Annotated in this window: 22 protein-coding genes; 16 read left to right on the top strand and 6 right to left on the bottom strand. The window is 64.7% G+C overall.

Annotation, left to right across the window (positions count from 1 at the left end; all coding sequences use genetic code 11):
* The first annotated feature begins 1 nt into the window (after nucleotide 1).
* Both A3E77_RS07120 and A3E77_RS07115 read left to right on the top strand, forming a co-directional pair.
* Complete coding sequence (locus A3E77_RS07120; protein WP_293644490.1) at nucleotides 2–1,015, top strand: sugar kinase; 1,014 nt, start codon at nucleotides 2–4, stop codon at nucleotides 1,013–1,015.
* Nucleotides 1,002–2,540 (top strand): carboxylesterase/lipase family protein, encoded by a 1,539-nt coding sequence (locus A3E77_RS07115; RefSeq protein ID WP_293644488.1) that lies wholly within the window; start codon nucleotides 1,002–1,004, stop codon nucleotides 2,538–2,540. The genes A3E77_RS07120 and A3E77_RS07115 overlap by 14 nt, the downstream gene beginning before the upstream one ends.
* Before the next feature lie 54 nt (nucleotides 2,541–2,594).
* Here the strand turns inward: A3E77_RS07115 and A3E77_RS07110 are convergent, their stop codons facing one another.
* The 3 genes from A3E77_RS07110 to A3E77_RS07100 are packed head-to-tail and all read right to left on the bottom strand — an operon-like array spanning nucleotide 2,595 to nucleotide 5,340.
* The gene (locus A3E77_RS07110; protein WP_293644486.1) at nucleotides 2,595–3,566 is read right to left on the bottom strand and encodes an alpha/beta hydrolase; all 972 of its coding nucleotides are present in this window, start codon (nucleotides 3,564–3,566) and stop codon (nucleotides 2,595–2,597) included.
* Nucleotides 3,563–3,964: a cupin domain-containing protein gene (locus A3E77_RS07105; protein ID WP_293644484.1), complete on the bottom strand. Its 402-nt coding sequence runs from the start codon at nucleotides 3,962–3,964 to the stop codon at nucleotides 3,563–3,565. Before A3E77_RS07105 ends, A3E77_RS07110 begins: the two co-directional genes overlap by 4 nt.
* Nucleotides 3,965–3,966: 2 nt before the next feature.
* Entirely contained in the window at nucleotides 3,967–5,340 is a 1,374-nt protein-coding gene (locus A3E77_RS07100) for a pectate lyase family protein (RefSeq protein ID WP_458574422.1), read from the bottom strand.
* A gap of 259 nt (nucleotides 5,341–5,599) precedes the next feature.
* On the opposite strand from A3E77_RS07100, the gene A3E77_RS07095 reads away from it, so the two are divergent.
* From A3E77_RS07095 to A3E77_RS07080, 4 genes are all read left to right on the top strand, one after another.
* The gene (locus A3E77_RS07095) at nucleotides 5,600–8,404 is read left to right on the top strand and encodes a TonB-dependent receptor (protein ID WP_293644482.1); all 2,805 of its coding nucleotides are present in this window, start codon (nucleotides 5,600–5,602) and stop codon (nucleotides 8,402–8,404) included.
* A 95-nt stretch (nucleotides 8,405–8,499) separates the two neighbouring features.
* The gene (locus A3E77_RS07090) at nucleotides 8,500–10,098 is read left to right on the top strand and encodes a family 43 glycosylhydrolase (RefSeq protein ID WP_458574425.1); all 1,599 of its coding nucleotides are present in this window, start codon (nucleotides 8,500–8,502) and stop codon (nucleotides 10,096–10,098) included.
* Nucleotides 10,099–10,260: 162 nt separating this feature from the next.
* Complete coding sequence (locus A3E77_RS07085) at nucleotides 10,261–11,016, top strand: 2-keto-4-pentenoate hydratase (protein WP_293644478.1); 756 nt, start codon at nucleotides 10,261–10,263, stop codon at nucleotides 11,014–11,016.
* Between the two features lie 21 nt (nucleotides 11,017–11,037).
* The gene (locus A3E77_RS07080) at nucleotides 11,038–12,345 is read left to right on the top strand and encodes an MFS transporter (RefSeq protein WP_293644476.1); all 1,308 of its coding nucleotides are present in this window, start codon (nucleotides 11,038–11,040) and stop codon (nucleotides 12,343–12,345) included.
* Nucleotides 12,346–12,355: 10 nt separating this feature from the next.
* On the opposite strand, the gene A3E77_RS07075 is transcribed toward A3E77_RS07080, so the two are convergent.
* The gene (locus A3E77_RS07075; protein WP_293644474.1) at nucleotides 12,356–13,243 is read right to left on the bottom strand and encodes a LysR family transcriptional regulator; all 888 of its coding nucleotides are present in this window, start codon (nucleotides 13,241–13,243) and stop codon (nucleotides 12,356–12,358) included.
* Between the two features lie 98 nt (nucleotides 13,244–13,341).
* Between A3E77_RS07075 and A3E77_RS07070 the strand changes: the two genes are divergently transcribed.
* The 10 genes from A3E77_RS07070 (at nucleotide 13,342) to mmsB (ending at nucleotide 21,282) form a co-directional block, all read left to right on the top strand.
* Nucleotides 13,342–14,835: a CoA-acylating methylmalonate-semialdehyde dehydrogenase gene (locus tag A3E77_RS07070; RefSeq protein ID WP_293644472.1), complete on the top strand. Its 1,494-nt coding sequence runs from the start codon at nucleotides 13,342–13,344 to the stop codon at nucleotides 14,833–14,835.
* Between the two features lie 34 nt (nucleotides 14,836–14,869).
* Nucleotides 14,870–15,781, top strand: coding sequence for a polysaccharide deacetylase family protein (locus tag A3E77_RS07065; RefSeq protein WP_293644470.1), 912 nt, complete (start codon nucleotides 14,870–14,872; stop codon nucleotides 15,779–15,781).
* Nucleotides 15,782–15,842: 61 nt separating this feature from the next.
* On the top strand, nucleotides 15,843–16,379 hold the full coding sequence (locus A3E77_RS07060; RefSeq protein ID WP_293644468.1) for a hypothetical protein: 537 nt from the start codon (nucleotides 15,843–15,845) through the stop codon (nucleotides 16,377–16,379).
* Nucleotides 16,380–16,404: 25 nt separating this feature from the next.
* Nucleotides 16,405–16,707, top strand: a complete 303-nt coding sequence (locus tag A3E77_RS07055; protein WP_458574421.1) for an I78 family peptidase inhibitor — start codon at nucleotides 16,405–16,407, stop codon at nucleotides 16,705–16,707.
* Nucleotides 16,700–17,095, top strand: a complete 396-nt coding sequence (locus A3E77_RS07050) for a RidA family protein (RefSeq protein ID WP_293644464.1) — start codon at nucleotides 16,700–16,702, stop codon at nucleotides 17,093–17,095. The genes A3E77_RS07055 and A3E77_RS07050 overlap by 8 nt, the downstream gene beginning before the upstream one ends.
* A gap of 2 nt (nucleotides 17,096–17,097) precedes the next feature.
* Entirely contained in the window at nucleotides 17,098–18,243 is a 1,146-nt protein-coding gene (locus A3E77_RS07045) for an acyl-CoA dehydrogenase family protein (protein WP_293644616.1), read from the top strand.
* Complete coding sequence (locus A3E77_RS07040) at nucleotides 18,240–19,286, top strand: enoyl-CoA hydratase/isomerase family protein (RefSeq protein WP_293644462.1); 1,047 nt, start codon at nucleotides 18,240–18,242, stop codon at nucleotides 19,284–19,286. Before A3E77_RS07045 ends, A3E77_RS07040 begins: the two co-directional genes overlap by 4 nt.
* Before the next feature lie 87 nt (nucleotides 19,287–19,373).
* Nucleotides 19,374–20,156 (top strand): enoyl-CoA hydratase-related protein, encoded by a 783-nt coding sequence (locus A3E77_RS07035; protein ID WP_293644460.1) that lies wholly within the window; start codon nucleotides 19,374–19,376, stop codon nucleotides 20,154–20,156.
* Nucleotides 20,153–20,410 carry a hypothetical protein gene (locus A3E77_RS07030; protein ID WP_293644458.1) on the top strand — a complete coding sequence of 86 codons (258 nt, stop codon included), beginning with the start codon at nucleotides 20,153–20,155 and terminating at the stop codon, nucleotides 20,408–20,410. The genes A3E77_RS07035 and A3E77_RS07030 overlap by 4 nt, the downstream gene beginning before the upstream one ends.
* Nucleotides 20,407–21,282 carry a 3-hydroxyisobutyrate dehydrogenase gene (mmsB, locus tag A3E77_RS07025; RefSeq protein WP_293644456.1) on the top strand — a complete coding sequence of 292 codons (876 nt, stop codon included), beginning with the start codon at nucleotides 20,407–20,409 and terminating at the stop codon, nucleotides 21,280–21,282. The genes A3E77_RS07030 and mmsB overlap by 4 nt, the downstream gene beginning before the upstream one ends.
* A gap of 106 nt (nucleotides 21,283–21,388) precedes the next feature.
* Here the strand turns inward: mmsB and A3E77_RS07020 are convergent, their stop codons facing one another.
* Nucleotides 21,389–21,616: a hypothetical protein gene (locus tag A3E77_RS07020; RefSeq protein ID WP_293644454.1), complete on the bottom strand. Its 228-nt coding sequence runs from the start codon at nucleotides 21,614–21,616 to the stop codon at nucleotides 21,389–21,391.
* 152 nt (nucleotides 21,617–21,768) lie between these two features.
* On the bottom strand, nucleotides 21,769–22,397 hold a 629-nt coding region (locus A3E77_RS07015), incomplete at its 5' end, for a 3-hydroxyacyl-CoA dehydrogenase family protein (protein WP_293644452.1).

Below are 22,397 nucleotides of genomic sequence, written 5' to 3'. Positions count from 1 at the left end.
GATGACCGACGGCCGCTTAGTCTTTTTCGGCGAATTGCTGATACGCCTGACCGCGCCGGGCAACGAGCTGTTGATGCAATCGCCGTCGCTTGCGCTTCACGTTGGCGGTGCCGAAGCCAATGTCGCGATCGGCCTCGCACATCTTGGGCATGATTGCGCGATGGTCAGCCGCGTTCCGGCGAATGCGCTCGGCCGCGGCGCTGTGGCCGCGGTGCGCGGCGGCGGTGTCGATTGCGCCGCGATTACCGACGGCGCGGGCCGCATGGGGCTCTATTTCCTCAGTGTCGGCGCCGGGCTGCGTGCGTCGGAAATCGTCTATGACCGCGCGGGTTCCAGCTTCGCGGCGACCGGCGTGGAGGATTATGACTGGGATGCGCTGCTGAGCGGCGCGCAATTGCTCCACCTGTCGGGCATTACCCCTGCGCTCGGGCCGCGCTCGGCCGAGGCCGCGCTCGCCGCCGCGCGCGCGGCGAAGCGGCGCGGCGTGCCCGTCAGCTTCGACGGCAATTATCGTGCGATGCTGTGGGAAGCGTGGGACAGCGACCCGCGCACGATCCTCTCCGAACTGATCGGGTCGGCCGACATCCTCTTCGGCAATCACCGTGACCTGTCGCTGGTATTGGGGCGAGAATTCAGCGGCGAGGGCGAAGACCGGCGCCGCGAGGGCGCTGAAGCGGGCTTCGCCGCTTTCCCAGGCCTCAAGCTGATCGCCTCGACCGCGCGCCATACGCTCACCGCCGATCATCACCGCATCGCGGCACGGGTCGACCTGCGTGAAAATTGCCATCAGACCCCCGATGTCGATGTCACCGGCATCGTCGACCGCATCGGTGCGGGGGATGCTTTCGCCGCGGGCGTGCTCCACGCGCATCTTTCGGGCGGCGATGCGCGGATGATGGCCGAATCGGGGCTCGCGCTGACCGCGCTCAAACATTCGCTCCCCGGCGACGCGAGCCGTTTCGGGCAAGCGGACATCGATGCCTTTCATGGCGGTGGGCTGGATGTCCGGCGATAGGGTGTCCGGCAAAGGGGTGACGCGGCGCGGGCTGCTCGCTGCCGGCGCGGCGTCGCTGCTGCTGCCCGCAGCGGTCAGGGCCGAAATTTTTACGCCGATACACCATGTCGGTGGCGTGGAGGCGCGCGACGGCGTCTATCGGTCGGAGCAAAGGCGGAGCACCGGCGACGGGGTGGCTTGGGCGTTTACCGGCATTCGCTACGCCCGGGCAGCGCGCTTTTCGGCACCCGTGGCGGTAGTCGAGGCCGAACAATTGCGCGGCGACATCTTCGGCCCGGTCTGCCCGCAAAAAGGCGACGGCTATCGGCCGCAGAGCGAGGATTGCCTGTTCCTCAATGTCTGGACACCCGACATAGAGGAGAAGCGCAAGCGCCCGGTGATGGTCTATTTCCACGGTGGCGCTTATTCGACCGGCAGCGTCACCGATCCGTTGAACGACGGCGCGAAACTCGCGGCACGCGGCGATGTCGTCGTCGTCACCGTCAACCACCGCCTCAACGCGCTTGGCTATCTCTACCTCGCCCGGCTCGACCCGCGGCTTCCCGACAGCGGCAATGCGGGGCAGCTCGACCTGATCGCCGCGCTGCAATGGGTCCAGCGGAACATCGCGGCTTTCGGCGGCGATCCAGGCAATGTCACCCTGTTCGGCCAGTCGGGCGGCGGCGCGAAGATCGCGACCCTGATGGCGATGCCCGCGGCGAAGGGGCTGTTCCACAAGGCGATCACGATGAGCGGGCAGCAGGTCACGGCGTCGGGCCCGCTCAACGCGACAAAGCGTGCGCAGGCTTTTCTGGACAGGCTGGGCCCGGGTGTCGACCCGGCGACCGCGCCGGTTGAGCAATTGGTCGCGGCGCTTTCGGCGACCGATCCGATCCTCGGCGGCTCTGTCTATATGGGGCCGGTGCTCGACATGACGCACCTGTCGCGCCACCCTTTCTGGCCCGACGCTGCGCCGCAATCGCTGGACATTCCGATGATGCTCGGCAACACGGTGATGGAAACGCGTGCCTTTTATGCGCCGGAAGGAAAGCAGCTTGCAGGGCTGACCTTCGACAATCTGGCGCAGCGTATCGCGTCGGAGATCAAGATCGACGCGCACCCGGAATGGATCGTCGGGCAATTTCGCACCCGCTATCCGCAGGCCGCGGCGGGCGATCTGTTCCACCGTATCGTCACCGCCGCGCGCAGCTGGCGCGGGCAGGTCGAGGAAGCCGAAGCGCGCGCGCGCGCCGGGGCGCCCGCCTTCGTCTACCAGCTCGATTTCGAGGATGCGAAGCACACCGACGATATCGGCCTCAGTTTCGGAACCCTTGCCGACCCCACCTCGTCGCAGCAGGCGATGAGCGACCGCATGATGGACGCATTCGTCCGCTTTGCGCGCACCGGCGATCCGGGCTGGCCCGCCTATGATCTGGCGAAGCGGCAGACGATGATTTTCGATACGACAAGTCGCGTCGAAAATGACCCCCGCCGATGGGAACGCCAATTGTTCGCGCGCGTGCCCTATATCCAGCCGGGAAGCTGAAGGCTCGCGTTCCCCAATATGGTCAGCCCGGCCTTTGCCGGGATGAGGGGGCGGTCATACGATCCCGTGCGACCCCAGCCAGTTCCACAGCAGCTCGGGCCAGATCGCAACGGGCAGCCCCGCGGTCTTCATCAGCCCGAAACCATGCCCGCCGCGCTCGAAGAAATGCGCTTCGACCGGGGCGCCCATGGTGCGCGTCGCGGCGCGCAGCCGGACGCTGTTTTCTACCTTCACCACCTGATCATCCTCGGCGTGGAGCAGCCACAGCGGCGGCTGGTCGGCGCGGACGTTGCGTTCGGGCGAATAGCGTTCCTCGCGCGACGCGTCGGCATTCGCGCCGATCAGTTTTTCGCGGCTCACCGCATGGCTGATCGCCGGGTCCATCGACACGACGGGATAGATAGCGGCGAGCGCGTCAGGCCGCGCCGACACGGCGTCGGCAGCATCGACCCGGTCGTAAACCCGGACATCGAAGCGCGTGAGCAGGCTCGTGGCGACCTGACCGCCTGCCGAAAAGCCGCCAAAGACGACGCGCGCGGGGTCAATACCATCGACAGGCGCGCGGCTGCGCACCAGTCGCACCACCCGCTGCGCATCGGCCAGCGGCACATCGGCGCCATGCGCCCAGCCGTCGCCGGGCAAGCGGTAGAAGAGCACATAAACGGTCACGCCGCGCTCCTTCAGCCAGCGCGCCAGCTCATAACCTTCCTTGTCGATCACCACGTAACGATAGCCGCCACCGGGCGCGAGGATCACCGCCGCGCCATTAGGCTTCGCCGGGCGGAAGATGTCCAGCCGCGGCCGGGTGATCGCTTGCAGCATCCGGTCGCTGGCGTCCGGATCGTCGCTGCGCTGCACGACTTGTTCGGAAAGCCCCGGCGGCGGCTTGATATGGCCTTCGGGCCACAGCGCGATGCTTGCGTCGGGGGCAAGGCCCGCAGGGCGGGTCCATGCGGCCTGCGCCGCCGTGCTCGCAAAGGGCAGCGCAAGGCTGGCCGCCAGCAGCGCGCGGCGATCGAGCGTCATGGCGCAGGCGCCTTGTTCGGATATGCGATGATCAGCACCAGCGGCGCGTGTCCCGTCTGGCGAATACCCACCTTGGCGCCCTTGTAGAGCCATGCCGCAGTGCCCGCCGTCAAAGCTTTCTCCTCGCCATCCGAATGAACGACGCCGGTGCCCGACAGCACATAATAAATTTCGTCATGGTCGATCGGATGCACGCCGATCGCCGCGCCGACATGCAGCGCGCGCTTGCGGAACTCGAAGCTGCGCGGGGCGGGGGCGGCGTCGCTGATCCGCCAGGCTGTGGACAGGCCGATGGCGCCATGCGGCGGCGCTTCTTCGCGCACCGTCGCGGCTTCGTCGATCACGACCATCGCCGGGGCGCCGCTGCCGGCAAGAAGGAGCGCGAGGAGCGCGCTCATCGTCAATTGCCCGTCCGTGATGCGCGGTCGCGCTGCGACAGATTTTCCTGCGGCAAGGGCGTCGACTGACCCGGATAGACCCCCGATTTCGGTTCCATCGTCGCGAGGTCCCACGCCGCGTCGACAAAGGGCGCGCGCACTTCCTTGACCTTGGGATAACCGCTCACTTCCTTCTCGTCGTCGATCACGTCGCCGCGCCCTTCGGCGACGAAGAAGAGCACGCGAATTTCCTCAGCATCGCGCGCCCAGGGGCGTGCGCCCGCGGTAGACAGCACCGATGTTTCGACATCGCGCACCGGCAGGATATGATAACCGCCCAGCGGCGCGAGCGGCGCCTTGGCGCTGATCAGCTTTGCCTGCGTTTCGCCATAGCGGCCGAATTCGGGCAGCGCCGCGCCGTGGCGATCGACGTGCAGATTGTCCTTGCCATAATAGGCGAGGTCGCCGTCGCCGCCCAGCATCAGGAATGGCAGGTCCTTGTCGGTGTCGTTGCCGCCGCGCATCACATTGCCGACCGCGGTGATCTGGCCCGTCACATAGTCGTGCCCGACCCATTCGAGGTTCATCAGGTTGTAATGCACCGCGCGGTGTTGCGGGTTGTAGATCAGATTGTTGATCATCAGCGCCTGCCCGCCGCCCTTGATCAACGGGTTGCGCTCGACATTATGCGCCCAGACATTGCGGTAAAAGACGATGCCCGTGGCATTGTCGTGGATCAGCGATCCCTTGCTGTGCTCGCCCTTGGGGTGGCTTGCGTCCGCGAGTCCTTCGGCGGCAAGATTGTTCGAAAAGGTGATGTTGTGGCTCGTGCCCTTGCGCCATTCCTCGACGCTCTTGCCGGTGAAGCGCGGCCCCGACGCCGACATATTCTCGTCGATCCCCCACATCAAAGTGCAATGGTCGATGATGACATTATGCGCCGCCACGGTCGAAAAAGTATCGGCCTCCCACCCGCTGCGCTTCGGCTGGCCGTCGACGCCGGTGTAGACGCGCAGGTGGCGCAGGATGACATCGTGCGTCTTCACGTCGATGCCCGTCCGGATCAGGGTGATGCCTGGACCCGGCGCGGTTTGCCCCGCGATGGTGAGATAGGGATGTTTGATCTCGATCGACTGGCGCCCCATGTCGATCACGCCGCCGACCTCGAACACAATGATGCGCGGCCCCGGCGTGTCGATCGCCGCCTTCAGCGACCCCGGCCCGTCGGGCGCAAGCGTCGTCACGCGCAAGATCTGCCCGCCGCGGCCACCCGGAGTCTGTGCCGCCGGACCGACCGCGCCGGGGAAGGCGAGCGGCGTCGTATCGGCCGCCATTGCCATATCCGATGGCAGGGTAAGGGCCAGAAAAAGCGCGGTTATCCAAAGCTTTTTGGGCATCCTATCTCTCCTGTTCATTGGGGTATTGACATGTTCGTCGCAATCCGCAATCTTTCTGACACCGGTTACCCCAATCGGTCAACGAGAAAATATTTCCAAGGGAGAGGGTCTGATCCGGTTCGCTGCATGTGACGGCGACCGCCATCAACCTCTGAAAAATCGACGGATGAAACGGTTAGCCAAATCGTTTTGTTCAGCAAAGTAACCGGTGTCATTCCTTGCGCGAGCGGGGGCAACGGGGCGATATGGGAGGATGATAATGGCTATTCATGCAATGCGGAGCATTCGCACTTTGACCCGACTGGCGTGCGGCGCTTCGCTTGCCGTGCTGGCGGTGTCGCCGGCCTGGGCGCAGGATGCGGTGCAGGACTCGGCTGATCCGGTCGCGAGCGAGGACGAAATCGTCGTCACCGGCTTTCGGGCATCGCTCGACAAGGCGCTGGGCCAAAAACGCGACTCGATTTCGGCGGTCGACGTCATCGTCGCGGAAGATATCGCGAAATTCCCCGACCAGAATCTTGCCGAATCGCTCCAGCGTATTCCGGGCATCTCGATCCAGCGCGACGCCGGCGAAGGCCGCGCGATCACCGTGCGCGGGCTGGGTGCGCAGTTCACGCGCGTCCGCCTCAACGGCATGGAAACGATCGCGACCTCGACCGACGGCGCGTCGGCGAACCGCGACCGCGCCTTCGACTTCAACGTCTTTGCGTCCGAGCTTTTCACCTCGCTCGTCGTCCACAAGACGGCGTCTGCTTCGCTCGATGAAGGCTCGCTCGGCGCGGTCGTCGATCTCAACACCGGCAATCCGCTCGGTGGCAAGGAGGGGCTGACGCTCGTCGCATCGGCGCAGGCGCGCTACAATGACCTGACCAAGGATGTCGATCCGCGCCTCGCCGGGCTGATCGCCTGGACCAATGTCGATCGCACCTTTGGGGTGTCGGCGTCGGTCGCCTGGTCCGACTATGGCACCGATGAGCTGGGCAACAACACCGTGCGCTGGGCGCAGGCCCCGTTCCGCAGCGTCGATGGCGTGACCTGTCTTGCGGGGTCGAACTTCGTCGCCAGTCCGTCGGCGGGCTGCGTCGAGGTCGCCGAAGCCTTCCATCCGCGTATTCCGCGCTATGGCCTTGTCAGCCACGATCGTTCGCGCCTCGGCGCCACCGCCTCGATCCAGTTCGAGCCGAGCGAAAATACCAAGATTTCGATCGACGGTCTCTATTCCAAATTCAAGGAAACGCGCGACGAATATTGGGGCGAGGTGTTGCTGCGCAGCAACGAACGCTCGATCGACCTGTCGAACTACACGATCGACGCGAACAATAATCTGATCGCCGCCGACCTCGACAATGTCTATGTCCGCACCGAACGCTATTCGCGCCAGAGCGAAACCGAATTCTACCAGCTTTCGGGCCGGCTCGAACAGCGGTTGACCGACGCGCTGGGGGTGAAGCTGATCGCGGGCTTTTCCAAGTCGCAGGCCGATATCCCGGTTGAAACGACGCTCGCCTTCGACGATCGCGATGCGACCGGATATCGTTTCGACTACACCGACATGAAATATCCGGTGCTCAGCTTCGGCCCCGGCATCGAAGATCCCACGGCGTTCCAACTCGCGGAATTTCGCGATCGCCCGTCGTATCAGACGAACAAGTTCAAGACCTTCGCCGCCGATTTCGACTGGCAGGTTGCCGATCGGTTCAAGCTGCTCGCCGGCGGTTTCTATCGCCAATTCGACTTTGATACCGTCCAGTTCAGCCGCGACAGCACCTATTGCGCGGCCTTCACCTGCGCGCCGGGCACCAACGGCCTGCCGGTGACATCGGACATCGCCGAACTCTTCAACCTCGGCGATGCCGGGCAGCCCGCGGGCAACACCAACGCCTGGATCGTTCCCGATCTCGACGCGGGTACGGCGTTGATCGATCTGTATAATCGTCCCGCCGTGCTCCAGCAGGGCCAGCAGCGCGCCGTCACCGAAAAAACCTATGGCGGCTGGTTCATGACCGAGTTTGAAACCGACGTGCTCGGCATGCGCCTGACGGGCAACGCCGGGGTGCGCTACGTCAAGACCGATCAGTCATCGTCGGGCTTTGCCAGCGGGACCTTCGTCACGGTCGACCGGACCTATGACGATTGGCTGCCGTCGTTCAACGTCAACCTGCACCCGACCGAAAATCTGATCCTGCGCGGCGCGATCGCGAAAGTGATCACCCGGCCGACGCTGGGCAGCCTGTCGCCGGGCGGCACTGTCGACCAGTTCAACTTCCGCATCACATCGGGCAACCCGTTCCTCGATCCCTATCGTGCGACGACGTTCGACCTCGCGGCCGAATGGTATTTCGCGCCGGGTGCCATCGCGTCGGTCGCGCTGTTCGCCAAGGACATCGAAAGCTTCCCGATTTCGACGTCGTTGCAGGGCACCTATGCGTCGAGCGGCTTGCCGCTGTCGCTGCTGACACCCGGCACGCCGGCCTATGTTGCCGTCGTCGATGGCGACGATCCCAATCGCCAGTTCGAGTTCCGCACCACGGGCAACGGCCCCGGCGCAAATCTGAAGGGGGTGGAACTGTCGCTGCAATTGCCTTTCTCGGTCTTCTCGGACTCGCTGCGCCATTTCGGCGTCCTCGGCAACGCGACCTTCGTGAAGAGCGACGTCGACTATACGGTGGCCGGCCCGCTCGCTTATGATCCGGCCGATAACCGCCTCGAATCGCAGCCCGCGGGCACCTATACCCAGCCGCTTCTCGGACTCGCCAAGCGCGCTTGGAATGCGACGGTCTATTATGACGACGGCAAATTCTCGATCCGCTCCTCGGCGGCGTGGCGCAGCGGCTATAATGACAGCACCAGTGGCAACAATAATATCTTTGAAGGCTATGGCAGCTCGTTCAACGTCGATGCCTCGATCCGCTATCAGGTGACCGAACAGATCGAAGTGTCGATCGAGGGCACCAATTTGACCGACGATTATCGGTATCGCTTCAACGATATTTTTGCCGGCCGAAATTACGAAAACAACCATTACGGCCGTACCTTCCTGTTCGGCGCGCGCGTCAAGATCTGACGCAAACGGGTTTGTCCCGGTGAGGCCCGGTTTCCGATTTCAGGGAGCCGGGCCTTTCTTTTTCCAAGGAGAGCAAAGTGACCGATCGCCGCGACATGCTCAAATTCGCCGGGACCGGGCTGTTGGCAACCGGCCTGTCGGGGCTTGGCACAACCGCGGCCGCATGGGCGGCGACGGCACCCGCAGCATCCGGCTCGACGCCGACATGGGCCACGGGTTTCGACGGGCAGCGCAAGGCGGATCTTGGTGACGGGCGTTTCCTCAACCCGATCATGGCCGGCGACCATCCCGATCCGTCGATCCTGAAGGACGGCGCCGATTATTATATGACCTTCTCGACCTTTGACTCCTATCCTGGGCTGGTCATCTGGCATTCGCGCGATCTGGTGAACTGGCGCCCGATCGGGCCCGCGCTCCACAAGAATATCGGGTCGGTCTGGGCGCCCGAACTCGTGAAGCACCAGGGCCGCTATTATCTCTACATCCCGACCAAGGGCCCGAACACGAGCTGGGTGATCTGGGCCGACCGGATCGAGGGGCCGTGGAGCGAACCCATCGACCTTAACCTGCCGAACCATATCGACCCCGGTCATGCGGTTGGCGAGGACGGGTCGCGCTGGCTGTTCCTGTCGGGCGGCGACCGTGTCCGCCTGTCCGACGATGGGTGCAAGCGCATCGGCGAGCCCGAACATGTCTATGATCCCTGGCGCTATCCGTCCGATTGGGTCGTCGAAGGCTTCGCGCCCGAGGGGCCGAAGATTATCCGCCACGGCGACTATTATTATATGGTGACGGCGGTGGGCGGCACCGCTGGGCCACCGACGGGGCATATGGTGATCGCGGCGCGGTCGAAGTCGATCCACGGACCATGGGAAAATTGTCCCGCCAATCCGCTTGTCCGCACCAGATCGGCCGCCGAAAAATGGTGGTCGCGCGGCCATGCGACGCTGGTCGAGGGCCCGGCGGGCGACTGGTGGAGCGTCTATCACGGATATGAAAATGGCTATTGGACCTTGGGCCGCCAGGCGCTGCTCGATCCGATCGAATGGACCGACGACGGCTGGTTCCGCATGACGGGGGGCGACTTGTCGGCGTCGATCGCGAAGCCGAAGGGCGGCGCGCTCGCGGGGCCGCACGGCATGGCGCTGTCGGACGATTTCTCGACACTCGCGCTCGGCGCGAAATGGAATTTCTTCAAGCCAGCGCCCGACGAACAGCGCCGCGCGCGCGTCGAGGATGGCGCGCTGGTGCTGGCGGCCCGCGGCAAGGCGCCCGCCGATTCATCGCCGCTGCTGCTGATCGCGGGCGACCAGGCCTATCGGTTTGAATGCGATATCGAGGTTGGGCCCGGCGGCACTGCGGGGCTGATCCTCTTTTACGACGAGAAACTCTATTGCGGGCTCGGCTTCGATGGCGCGCGGTTCGTCACGCACCAATATGGGATCGAGCGCGCCCGGCCGGTCAATCCGCATGGCGGGCGTCTGCGGATGCGCGTCACCAACGACCGCCACATCGTCACTTATGACACCAGCGGCGACGGCGGAAAGACCTGGGTGCGTTTCGACCGCGGTATGGAGGTGTCGGGATACCACCATAATGTGCGTGGCGGGTTCCTGATGCTGCGCCCCGGACTCTATTCGGCGGGGCAGGGCGAAGCGCGCTTCCGCAATTTCAGCTTTCGCGCGCTCGGCTAGGATGACGATCCGCGCCGTTTGCGGCGCCGCGTCCGGCGGGGCGGCTCATGCAACGTGCCGGGGCCTGTCCGATATTTGCTTGCTTTTGACACCGGTGTCTCTTACACCGCATGGCGGAAGAGGGAAATGAGAAAGATGCTGGCGACAAGCGATCAAGACAATGTGGCGCGCGCATTAATCGACGCGCGTGCGGGAAAGACACCGCTTACCGCCTATCCCGGCCCGATGCCGCAAACGATGGCCGAGGCCTATACGATCCAGGATCGCGCGATCGCACTCGACGGGCGCCGCGTCGGCGGGTGGAAGGTCGGACGGATCGCGCCCGACCTTGTCGAACGCTATGGCGGCAACCGCCTGACCGGCCCGATTTTTGTCGACGAGATTTTCGGTGGCGTCGCACTGCCGACGATGCCGGTCTATGCCGACGGCTTCGCTGCCGCTGAAGCCGAAGTGCTGCTCTGTTTCGGCGCGGTCGGGACGCGTGATTACGATATCGACAGCGTCCGCTCCTGCATCGCTGATGTGCGGACAGGGATCGAGATTGCGAGTTCGCCTTTCGCCGAAATCAACCTTCATGGTCCGGCGGTGACCGCATCGGATTATGGCAACAACAAGGGGTTGATCCTGGGGCCGCCCATTGCGGGTTGGCAGGACGCCGACCTGATTCATATGCCGGTCGAAATGGCGATCGACGGCGAAACGGTCGGCGCGGCGACGATGGAGGGAATGCTCGACGGTCCGTTCGGGTCGGCGCTGTTCCTGATCAACATCCTGCGCGCGCGCGACATCGCGATCGCGCCCGGCACCTGGGTTTCGGCGGGTGCGATCACGGGAATCCATGAAATCAGGCCCGGCCAGCGGGCCGAAGCGCTGTTTGACGGAAAAATCCGCGTCGGCTGCTCGATCAAGAGCTATTAAAGCAAGAAACGGGAGAGGTTTATGGCACAGGCATTCGCGGACGGAGGGACGGCGGCGCCAGTGCCCAAGTCGGGGCGATACCGCTGGCTGATCGTCGCGGTGCTGTTTGCCGCAACCACGGTCAATTATATCGACCGCACCATGCTCGGCCTGCTCGCGCCGACCCTCGGCGACGAGCTCGGCTGGAGCGAGAATGACTATGGCAACATCGTCACCGCCTTCCAGGCCGCCTATGCGCTCGGCTTCCTCCTCATGGGCTGGCTGATCGACCGTTTCGGGCCAAAGGTCGGCTATGCGATCGCGATCAGCATCTGGACCGTCGGCCATGTCGCGCACGGCTTCGCCTCTTCGGTCGTCTCGTTCATGCTGGCGCGCGTCATCCTCGGCGTTGGCGAGGCGGGGCATTTCCCGTCCGTGGTGCGCGCATCGAGCGAATGGTTCCCGCAAAAGGAGCGGTCCTATGCGATCGGCTGGGTCAATAGCGCAACGACGATCGGGGTCATCCTGACGGCGCCGACGATCTGGCTGTTCATGGTCTGGATGGGTTTCGACTGGCGCGAAACCTTCATCTACACCGGCATCTTCGGCGTGCTGCTGTTGATCCTCTGGCTCTGGCTTTACAGCAACCCGCGCGAAAGCGGGAAGGTCACCGAGGCCGAGCTGGCCTGGATCGAGCATGACCCGCCCGAAAAGATCGAGCGTCTCGGCTGGGGAGCGATCGTCACCAAGCGCGAAGCCTGGGCCTATGCGACCGGCAAGTTCCTGACCGACCCGGTGTGGTTCCTGATGCTCTTCTGGCTGCCCAAATATTTCAGCACGACCTATAATGTCGACCTGAAGGTGGTACTGCTGCCGATGATCATCATGTATCTGCTGTCCGACGTCGGCAGCATCCTCGGCGGCTGGGTGTCGTCAAAGCTGATCCAGACCGGGCACAGCGTCAATTTTGCGCGCAAGGCAACGATGCTGGGCGCGGGCTGTTGTGTGCTGCCCCTGCTCTTCGTCTCAGGACTCGAGAATATGTGGCTTGCGGTCGTGTTGATCGGAATTGCGCTCGCGGGGCACCAGGCCTTTTCGTCGACAATCCTGTCGATCCCGCCGGACATGTTCCCGAAACGCGCGGTCGGATCGGTGATCGGGCTCGGCGGCTTTGCGGGCGGCGTCGGCGGCATGATTATGGCAAAATCGACCGGGCTGGTGCTCGACGCGACCGGCGGCAATTACACGCTCATCTTCGCGGCCTGCACAATTGTCTATTTCCTCGCCGTGCTCGCGATCCATATCTTGAGCCCGCGCCTCGCGCCGGTCACGGTGGAGGCTAAGGCCTGATCGCGCGCGGTCAGCCGGGCACCAGCAATCCGCGCGCGTCGCGCACTTCGCCGTCGAGCCAGTCGATGAAGGCGCGAATGCGCGGCTGCGGCGCGACGTCGCGGTGGAGGGCAAGCCAGAAGGCGCGTGCGATCGCCTGATCGGGGCGCACGCGCACCAGTGCCGGATCGCCGCTCGCGAGGAAGCAGGGCAGCACGCCGACCCCCGCGCCGCCCGCGATCATGCGCCGCTGCGCCAGGATCGACGACGAGCGCACCGTGGCGCGCAGCCCCGGCTCGATCTCGCCCAGATAATCAAGTTCGGGCGCATAGAGTATGTCGGGCATATAGCCGATCACGGGGATGCCGGTGCGCGATAGCGGCGCGGCGGCGACCGCGTCCTGCCAGTCGGGCCGGTTGGCGGGGGCATAGATGCCCAGGCTGTAATCGGCCAGCTTGCGCGTGATCAGCGGGCCTTTCCTGGGCCGCGCGAGCAGCACCGCCATGTCGGCCTCGCGCCGCGACGGGTTGAGGAAACCCGACGAGGCGACAAGGTCGATCTCCAGCTCCGGATGCGCGGCGACGAACGACGCGAGGCGCGGGGCGATGAAGCTGTTGCCGAAACCTTCGGACACGCTGACCCGCAATTGCCCCGACAGCGCCGACCCGCCCTCGTCAGCCTTGTGAATGCGGGCCGCCGCGGCCGCCATCGCTTCGGCGTGCGGAACGAGCGACCGGCCTGCTGCGGTCAGAACAAATCCCGTCGGCGCGCGTTCAAACAGCGTCTGGCCCAGCGCGGCTTCCAAAGCCCCCACCTGTCGGCTCACCGTCGTGGCATCGACGTGCAGCGCCGCGCTGGCGCGCGCGAGCGTGCCGTGGCGCGCGACAAACAGGAAATATTGCAGCTTGTCCCAGTCCATCTGCTGCAAATATGCAGGTTGGTCCTGCAAGTCTATCCCTTGCAATCACTGCGCAACTGGGCTGTGGCAGCGACAGGATTTACCGGGAGAGCGATGCCATGCGACAGATCGACCACCACATCGTCGGCGGTGCCGGCGGCAGCGTCCGCCACGGCGACGTCTTTGATCCCAACAACGGCGGCGTGCAGGCGCAGGTCGCGCTTGGCGATGCCGCGCTTCTCGAACGCGCGGTCGCCGCGGCGAAGAAAGCGCAGCCCGGCTGGGCGGCCACCAACCCGCAACGCCGCGCGCGCGTCATGTTTGAATTCAAGCGCCTGGTCGAGGCGAATATGGACAGCCTGGCGCACATGCTGTCGAGCGAACATGGCAAGGTGATCGCCGATTCCAAGGGCGACATTCAGCGCGGGCTGGAAGTCATCGAATTCTGCTGCGGCATCCCGCATGTGCTCAAGGGCGAATATACGCAGGGCGCGGGTCCGGGCATCGACGTCTATTCGATGCGCCAGCCGATCGGCATCGGTGCGGGCATCACCCCGTTCAACTTCCCGGCGATGATCCCGCTGTGGATGTCGGGTGTTGCCATCGCGACCGGCAACGCCTTCATCATCAAGCCCAGCGAGCGCGACCCGTCGGTCCCCGTCCGTCTCGCCGAACTCTTCCTTGAAGCCGGCCTGCCCGAAGGCATCTGCCAGGTCGTCCACGGCGACAAGGAAATGGTCGACGCGATCCTCGACCATCCCGACATCGGCGCGGTCAGCTTCGTCGGTTCGTCCGACATTGCGCATTATGTCTACAACCGCGGCGTCGCCAACGGCAAGCGCGTGCAGGCGATGGGCGGCGCGAAGAACCACGGTATCGTCATGCCCGACGCCGACCTCGATCAGGTCGTCAATGACCTCACCGGCGCCGCCTTCGGGTCGGCGGGTGAACGCTGCATGGCGCTGCCCGTCGTCGTCCCGGTCGGCGACGAGACCGCCAAGCGCCTCAAGGAAAAGCTGATTCCCGCGATCGCGGCGCTGCGCGTCGGCGTATCGACCGATGCCGAGGCGCATTACGGCCCGGTGGTGACGCAGGCGCACAAGGAAAAGGTCGAAGGCTGGATCCAGAAATGCGCCGACGAAGGCGCCGAACTCGTCGTCGACGGCCGCGGCTTCAGTCTTCAGGGCCATGAAAAGGGCTTCTTCATCGGCCCGACCCTGTTCGACCACGTCACCACCGACATGGAATCTTACAAGGAAGAGATTTTCGGCCCCGTGCTCCAGATCGTCCGCGCCGCCAATTTCGAAGAAGCGCTCGAACTGCCGTCGAAGCATCAGTACGGCAACGGCGTCGCGATCTTCACGCGCAATGGCCACGCCGCGCGCGAATTCGCCGCGCGCGTCAATGTCGGCATGGTCGGCATCAACGTGCCGATCCCGGTGCCCGTCGCCTATCACAGCTTTGGCGGCTGGAAGCGCTCGGCGTTCGGCGACACCAACCAGCACGGCATGGAAGGGGTGAAATTCTGGACCAAGGTCAAGACGATCACCCAGCGCTGGCCCGACGGCTCGCCCGACGGCGGTAACGCCTTCGTCATTCCGACGATGGGATAAGCCGGCGTTGCTGCGCCGGCTGCTTCTTCCCCTGATGCTGCTGTTGCTGCTGCCGGTTCCGGCGGCGGCGCAGAAGATGATCGCGCTGTCGTTCGACGACGTCCCGCGTGGGCGCGGCGCCTTTTTTACGCCCGACGAGCGCACCCGGCGCATCATCGCCGAGCTGAAAAAGGCGAAAGCGCCCCAGGCGGTCTTCTTCGTCAACCCGGGCGCGATCGGGCAGGGCGACGGGATTGGCGGCGAACAGCGCATCGCGGCCTATGTCGCCGCGGGGCATGTGATCGCGAATCATGGCTACGGCCACAAAAGGCTGGGCACCACCGACACCGCCGCCTATCTCGCCGACGTTGACGCGGCGGAGGCGTGGCTGAAGGGGCGTCCCGGCTATCGTCCCTGGTTCCGCTTTCCCTTCCTCGACGAAGGCGGGAAGGACAAGGCAAAGCGCGACGCCCTGCGCGCGGGTCTCACCGAACGCGGATTGCGCAACGGATATGTAACTGCGGAATCCTCGGACTGGCATCTCGAAAGCCTGACGCGTGAAGCGGTGCGCGCCGGCAAGGCGATCGACCGCAAGGCGCTCGGCCAGCTCTATGTGACCTGGCATGTCGAGGCGGCCGATTTCGCCGACGCGATGATGCAGCGTGTTACCGGCCGCCAGCCGGTGCAGGTGATGCTGCTCCACGAAACCGACCTCGCCGCGCTTTATATCGCCGACCTCGTTCGCGCGCTGCGCAAGGCCGGCTGGACCGTCGTCAGCGCCGATACGGCTTATGCCGACCCGATCGGGCGGGCGATGCCTGACGTGCCATCGGCGCAAGGGACGCTGACCGAGGCGCTGGCTTGGCAGGCGGGGGTGCCCGCGCCGCGCTGGTATCGGTATAACCAGACCGATCTCGCGACCGCACTGTTCCGCGACAAGGTGCTGGGCGAAAGCGGCGCCGAATGATGATGCGCGCGATGAAACCCGCCGCCGCGCCGGGCATTTCTCCTCTCGAAGGAGATTGTCGATGACCCGCTTGATGCCGCTCGCCACTTTGCTGCTGCTCGCCGCGTGCAGTGGCGGCAAGGATGAGGAAGCGGGCCCCGAAGCCAGCGCTTCGATCGGAGCGCCGGAACCGTCCCGGCCGTCCGCGCGCGCCGAAGCACCCGCGACGGTCGATGCGGACCTGCCCGATACAACCGACAAAACGTCGCCGGCGCCCGAAACCGACACGATCGGCGATGGCAAGGCCATTCCCCCTGCGATCCGCGGCCGGTGGGCGCTCAAGGCGGCCGATTGCACCGCGAAGAAGGGCACTGACCTCACCGCGCTGACGATCGATGCGACGAACCTGCGCTTTTATGAATCGCACGGCGAACTGGCGCGCGTTCGCGACAGCGACGCGAACCGGATCGTCGCGGACTATAAGTTCAGCGGCGAGGGCGTCGAATGGGACCGGCGGATGCAGCTCAATCTTGCGGACGGCGGCAAGACGCTCGTCCGCCGCGATTCGGGCGAGGGTGCCGCGGCGGGTGCGATGCGCTATACGCGCTGCGCCGGTTGATCGTTTTTTGAAAGGGAGACACATGATGGACATCCGCATTCTGGCAATTGCCGCCGTCCTGCCGCTCGCTGCCTGTTCGCAAGAGCGCCCGCCCGTCGATTCGACCCCGCCGCCCCCTGCCGAAATGACGTGCAAGGCCGACGCCGCGCAATCCTATGTCGGTCAGAAAGCGACGCCCGACATCGGCGGCGCGATCCTGAAGGCCGCGGGCGCACGCACGCTGCGCTGGGGCCCGCCGCGCTCGGCGATGACGATGGATTATCGCCAGGACCGCGTGAATGTCCTCTACGATGACGCCTACACGATCACGCAGGTCAGCTGTGGCTGATTCCAGCCGCCGCAACCACAGCTCGGCGTCCCCGTTCGAACCCGTCTACGGCTACAGCCGTGCGGTTCGCATTGGAAACCGCATCGACGTCGCGGGCTGCGCACCGATCGAGTCCGACGGCAGCTCGACCCCCGGCGACGCCGGGGCACAGGCGGCGCGCTGCATCGCGATCATCGGCGAGGCGCTTGAGGCGCTCGGCGGCAGCTTCGCCGATGTCGTGCGCACGCGCATGTATATCACCGACGCCGCCGACGCCGATCTGGTGGGGCAGGCGCATGGATCGGCATTCAAAAATATCCGACCGGCATCGACAATGCTGGTTGTGCCCGCGCTGATCCGCCCCGAATGGAAAGTCGAAATCGAAGCCGAAGCCATTATCGAGAAATGACCATGACCGACCAGTTCCAGCTTACCGACGACCAGCTCGCCATCCAGGATATGGCGCGCAAATTCACCGCCGATCGCATCACGCCGTTCGCGGCCGAATGGGACGAGAAACATCATTATCCCGTCGACGTGTGGAAGGCGGCGGGCGAGCTGGGCTTCGGCGCGATTTACGTTGTCGAGGAATCGGGCGGGATCGGGCTCGGCCGGATGGAGGCGGCGCTGATCATGGAGGCGATGGCCTATGGCTGCCCCGCGACCAGCGCCTATATCTCGATCCACAATATGGCGGCGTGGATGATCGACCGCTTCGGCGGCGCCGCGATCAAGGATCGCTTCCTGCCCGACCTCGTCAGCATGGAAAAGATCGCGAGCTATTGCCTGACCGAACCCGGCTCGGGCTCCGACGCCGCGGCGCTCAAGACCACGGCGAAGAAGGACGGCGACCATTATGTGCTCAATGGCACGAAGCAGTTCATCTCGGGCGCGGGTTATAACGACATCTATGTCTGCATGGTCCGCACCAGCGAGGAAAAATCCAAAGGGATCAGCTGTCTGGTCATCGAAAAGGACACGCCGGGTCTGAGCTTCGGGGCGCCCGAGAAAAAACTCGGCTGGAATGCTTCGCCGACCGCCCAGGTGATCTTCGAGGATTGCCGCGTGCCCGCCGAAAATCTCGTCGGCGCCGAAGGCGACGGCTTCCGCTTTGCGATGGCCGGGCTCGACGGCGGGCGTTTGAACATCGGCGCCTGCTCGCTCGGCGGCGCGCAGCGCTGCCTGGACGAGGCGGTCGCCTATACCAAGGATCGCCAGCAGTTCGGCCAGCCGATCGCCGATTTCCAGAACACCCAGTTCATGCTCGCCGACATGGCGACCGACCTCGAAGCCGCGCGGGCGCTGCTCTATATGGCTGCGGCCAAGGTCACCGCTAACGCCCCCGACAAGTCGCGCTTCTCGGCGATGGCAAAGCGCCTCGCGACCGACAATGGCAGCAAGATCGTCAACGACGCGCTGCAATTGTTCGGCGGCTATGGCTATCTGCGCGACTATCCGATCGAGCGGTTCTGGCGCGACCTGCGCGTCCATTCGATCCTTGAGGGCACCAACCAGGTGATGCGGATGATTGTCGGAAGGGACCTGCTGCGCCAATGACCGAAGACGTCCTGATTTCGACCGACGTTCGCGTCGGCTGCATTTCGGTCAATCGCCCCAAGGCGATCCACGCGCTCAATCTCGCCATGTGCGACGCGATGATCGACGCGCTCGTCAAATGGCGCGGCGATGATGCGGTCGACGCGGTGACGATCGACCACAGCGAAGGGCGCGGCTTCTGCGCCGGCGGCGACATCCGCATGCTCGCGGAAAGCGGCGCGAAGGACGGCAAGGAGGCGCGCGCTTTCTTCCACACCGAATATCGCCTCAACCACCTGCTGTTCACCTATCCGAAGCCCGTCGTCGCTTTCATGGACGGCATCACCATGGGCGGCGGGGTCGGGATTTCCCAGCCGGCGAAATACCGCGTCGCGACCGAACATACGCGCTTCGCCATGCCCGAGACGGGGATCGGCCTGTTCCCCGACGTGGGCGGCGGCTGGTATCTGCCGCGACTCGAGGGGCGCGTCGGCGTCTATCTCGCGCTTACCGGCGCGCGGCTCGACGGCGCGGAGTGTTTGGCGCTTGGTCTCGCGACGCATTATCTGCCGTCTGAAAATCTCGACGATGCCAAGGCGCGGATCGCGGTCGATCCGGGCCGCATCGGCGGCATCTTGGGCGAGCTGTCGGTCACCGCGCCGCCCGCCGCGATCACCCAGCATATCGAACGGATCAACCGCCTGTTCGCGAGCGATACCTATGAGGATATTCTCGCCGCGCTCGAAGCCGACGGCGGTGAGTGGGCCGCAAAGGAACTCGCGACGCTGCGAACCAAAAGCCCGCAGACGTGCAAGGTGGCGCTCCGCCAGCTCAAGGAAGGCGGCGAGATGCACGACTTCGCCGAGCAGATGCGCCAGGAATATGCGATCGGCAGCCGCGTCGTTCAGATGCACGATTTTATCGAGGGCGTCCGCGCGCTGATTGTCGACAAGGACAACAGCCCGAAATGGGACCCGCCGACGCCTGAGGCGGTGACCGAAGACTGGATCGACGCGATCTTCGCGCCGCTGCCTGAAAACGAGAAATGGACCCCGCTCCCCTGACTTCGTCACCCCGGACTTGATCCGGGAGCCACGCGGTCATGGATACCTGATCAAGTCCGCGGCTACGATTATCTGGAGACTAAGAGAATGACCTACGAAACCCTCCTTGTCGAAACGCGCGGCGCCGTCACGCTCGTGACGCTCAACCGCCCGCAGGCGCTGAATGCGCTCAATTCCAGCGTTCTCGACGATCTGATCGGCGCCTTCGCCGCCTATGAAGCCGACCCCGGCCAGCGCTGCGCCGTGCTCACCGGCGCGGGCGACAAGGCGTTCGCCGCGGGCGCCGACATCAAGGAAATGGCCGACAAGCCCGCGTCCGATTTCTACCTCGAGGACTTCTTCTCGAAATGGACGAGCGATTTCGTGAAAAAGGTGCGCAAGCCGTGGATCGCTGCGGTGGGCGGCTTCGCGCTCGGCGGCGGCTGCGAGCTGGCGATGATGGCCGACTTCATCATCGCGTCGGACAAGGCGAAATTCGGCCAGCCCGAAATCAAGCTCGGCGTTGCCCCCGGCATGGGCGGGTCGCAGCGCTTGACCCGCGCGATCGGCAAGGCGAAGGCGATGGAAATGTGCCTCACCGGCCGGATGATGGACGCCGCCGAAGCCGAGCGTTCGGGTCTCGTCGCGCGCGTCGTGCCGCATGAGTCGCTGGTCGACGAAGCGGTGAAGACCGCAACCGTCATCGCCGCGATGCCGCCGATGGCCGCGATGGTGAACAAGGACATGGTCAACGCCGCGTTCGAAACGACGCTCGATCAGGGGCTGATCTACGAACGCCGCCTGTTCCAGATTTTGGCGGCGACCGAGGACAAGGCCGAGGGCATGGCCGCGTTCATCGAGAAACGCGAGGGCGTGTGGAAGGGGCGGTGATCGCCGGTATCGGTTATCTGGCGATGGGCCTGCTGCTCTTATGGGTCGGGTGGAATCACTGGCGATACCGGAAAGAAGAGACGATCAGCATTCTCGAGGCGGCCATTGTTAAGGCAACGGGCGAGGAGCCGCTGCCCACGACAAGGATTGATTGGTTCCTCAAATATCTTCAGGCCATTCTCGGTTTCATACTTGGCCCCATCTTTGCCTTTCTCGGCATCATTGTCATTCTCGGTGAATTGGAAATGTTATGAAAATCGCCTTTATCGGACTCGGCAACATGGGCGGCGGCATGGCCGCAAATCTCGCGAAGGCGGGCCATGAGGTGCGCGCTTTCGACCTTAGCGAAGACGCGCTCGTGCGCGCTGTTGAGGCAGGCTGCACCCGCGCCGCATCCGCCGCCGAAGCGGTGACCGGTGCCGAAGCCATCGTCACCATGCTCCCCGCGGGCAAGCATGTCGCCTCGGTCTATGAAGCCGATGTTTTCCTGAACGCCGCACCGGGGACCTTGCTCCTCGACTGCTCGACGATCGACGTCGCCACCGCGCGCGCGAATATCGAGGCCGCGACCGCCAAGGGCCTCGTTGCCGTCGACGCGCCGGTGTCGGGCGGCATCGCCGCCGCCAATGCCGGAACGCTGACCTTCATGGTCGGCGGCACCGACGAGGGTTTTGCGCGCGCCGAGCCCATCCTCGCGAAAATGGGCAAGGCGGTGATCCACGCCGGCGATGCCGGTGCGGGGCAGGGCGCGAAAATATGCAACAACATGCTCCTCGGCGCGTCGATGGTCGCGACGTGCGAAACGCTCGCGCTCGCGCAGAAGCTCGGGCTCGACCCCCAGAAATTCTTCGACATCGCCAGCGTGTCGTCGGGGCAATGCTGGTCGCTGACCAGCTACGCGCCGCTGCCCGGTGTCGGCCCGACGACGCCCGCCGACAATGACTATAAGGGCGGGTTTGCCGCGGCGCTGATGCTCAAGGATCTCCGGCTCGCGATGGAGGCCGCGGCAAGCGTCGACGCCGACGTCCCGATGGGATCGAAGGCACGCGAACTCTATGAGGCCTTTGTGGAGGCCGACAAGCATGGCCGCGACTTCTCGGCGATTATCCAGACGTTGCAGGGTTGACGCATTACACCCAACGCCGTTCGCATCGAGCGACGTCGAGATGCGTCTGGCGCTGTTCTGGTGTGTGTCGACTTCGCTCGACACGAACGGGCGTTGGCGTGGTCCGCTAGTAAAAGTCCGCCGTCTCGCCGCCCTCGCGGCGTTCGGTGCGATGCACCTGCGTCGGGGCCTTGCGCTCGCCCGTCCTCACCTCGATCCGGTCCCCGACACGCCGCACCTCGGCGGGTGACAGGATGCGCGCCCGCGCAATCCCGACCGCCGTCGCTTTCGGCGTCGCCACCGGGGCCGATGTCGGCACGCTGCCGGAAAGCAGAAGGACGGCGAGGAGGGACATGGCGTTCATATTCTGCCGTAACGGCAGGTGTTGCCACCGCTTTAACCCTGTATCGCAAGTTTCCGGTCGCACCTGTGGCGGTCGCGAAGCAAAAGAAAGGCCGCCTGCCCCGCGCTGGGACAGACGGCCTGCTTTTCGTAAGCGGACGGGGCTTAGAAGCCCGACTTCGCCTCTGCTTTCTCTTTCAGCAACGGCGCGATCTCGAACCCGTGCTTTTCCAGCGCCGTGACGATCTTGTCGGTGCCTTCCAGTCCGGCCCAGAACATCGGGCCGCCGCGATAGACCGGCCAGCCATAGCCATAGATCCACACGACATCGATGTCCGACGCGCGCTGCGCCTTGCCTTCGGACAGGATCAGCGCGCCTTCGTTGACCATCGGATAAAGCGTGCGCTCAATAATCTCCTGATCGGTGATCTCGCGTTTTTCGACGCCTTCCTTCGTCCGGAATTCCTCGATGATCTCGGCGACGCGCGGGCTTTCCGACGGCTGGCGCTTCTCGTCATAATCGTAAAAGCCCGCCTGCTTCTTCTGTCCCCAGCGGCCTTCGGCGGCGAGCGCGTCGCGGATGCTTTCGATGCGGTTGGGGTCGCGGTGCCAGCCGATATCGACGCCGGCAAGGTCGCTCATCTGGAACGGCCCCATCGGCATCCCGAATTCGACATGCACCTTGTCGACCTGCGCCGGCGTCGCGCCTTCGAGCAGCAGCTTCATCGCCTCGACCTGGCGCGGCTTGAGCATCCGGTTGCCGATGAAGCCGTCGCACACGCCCGCGACCACGG

Source organism: Sphingopyxis sp. RIFCSPHIGHO2_12_FULL_65_19, from assembly GCF_001830555.1.
GTDB lineage: Bacteria > Pseudomonadota > Alphaproteobacteria > Sphingomonadales > Sphingomonadaceae > Sphingopyxis.
This window is presented reverse-complemented; position numbering and strand designations above follow the sequence as displayed.

Bases quoted from the DNA above. Each gene is read 5' to 3' on its own strand.
- A3E77_RS07120 (WP_293644490.1), top strand. From the start codon at position 2: ATGACCGACGGCCGCTTAGTCTTTTTCGGCGAATTGCTGATACGCCTG.
- A3E77_RS07115 (WP_293644488.1), top strand. From the start codon at position 1,002: ATGTCCGGCGATAGGGTGTCCGGCAAAGGGGTGACGCGGCGCGGGCTG.
- A3E77_RS07110 (WP_293644486.1), bottom strand. From the start codon at position 3,566: ATGACGCTCGATCGCCGCGCGCTGCTGGCGGCCAGCCTTGCGCTGCCC.
- A3E77_RS07105 (WP_293644484.1), bottom strand. From the start codon at position 3,964: ATGAGCGCGCTCCTCGCGCTCCTTCTTGCCGGCAGCGGCGCCCCGGCG.
- A3E77_RS07100 (WP_458574422.1), bottom strand. From the start codon at position 5,340: ATGCCCAAAAAGCTTTGGATAACCGCGCTTTTTCTGGCCCTTACCCTG.
- A3E77_RS07095 (WP_293644482.1), top strand. From the start codon at position 5,600: ATGGCTATTCATGCAATGCGGAGCATTCGCACTTTGACCCGACTGGCG.
- A3E77_RS07090 (WP_458574425.1), top strand. From the start codon at position 8,500: ATGCTCAAATTCGCCGGGACCGGGCTGTTGGCAACCGGCCTGTCGGGG.
- A3E77_RS07080 (WP_293644476.1), top strand. From the start codon at position 11,038: ATGGCACAGGCATTCGCGGACGGAGGGACGGCGGCGCCAGTGCCCAAG.
- A3E77_RS07075 (WP_293644474.1), bottom strand. From the start codon at position 13,243: ATGGACTGGGACAAGCTGCAATATTTCCTGTTTGTCGCGCGCCACGGC.
- A3E77_RS07070 (WP_293644472.1), top strand. From the start codon at position 13,342: ATGCGACAGATCGACCACCACATCGTCGGCGGTGCCGGCGGCAGCGTC.
- A3E77_RS07065 (WP_293644470.1), top strand. From the start codon at position 14,870: ATGCTGCTGTTGCTGCTGCCGGTTCCGGCGGCGGCGCAGAAGATGATC.
- A3E77_RS07060 (WP_293644468.1), top strand. From the start codon at position 15,843: ATGACCCGCTTGATGCCGCTCGCCACTTTGCTGCTGCTCGCCGCGTGC.
- A3E77_RS07055 (WP_458574421.1), top strand. From the start codon at position 16,405: ATGGACATCCGCATTCTGGCAATTGCCGCCGTCCTGCCGCTCGCTGCC.
- A3E77_RS07045 (WP_293644616.1), top strand. From the start codon at position 17,098: ATGACCGACCAGTTCCAGCTTACCGACGACCAGCTCGCCATCCAGGAT.
- A3E77_RS07040 (WP_293644462.1), top strand. From the start codon at position 18,240: ATGACCGAAGACGTCCTGATTTCGACCGACGTTCGCGTCGGCTGCATT.
- A3E77_RS07035 (WP_293644460.1), top strand. From the start codon at position 19,374: ATGACCTACGAAACCCTCCTTGTCGAAACGCGCGGCGCCGTCACGCTC.
- mmsB (WP_293644456.1), top strand. From the start codon at position 20,407: ATGAAAATCGCCTTTATCGGACTCGGCAACATGGGCGGCGGCATGGCC.
- A3E77_RS07020 (WP_293644454.1), bottom strand. From the start codon at position 21,616: ATGTCCCTCCTCGCCGTCCTTCTGCTTTCCGGCAGCGTGCCGACATCG.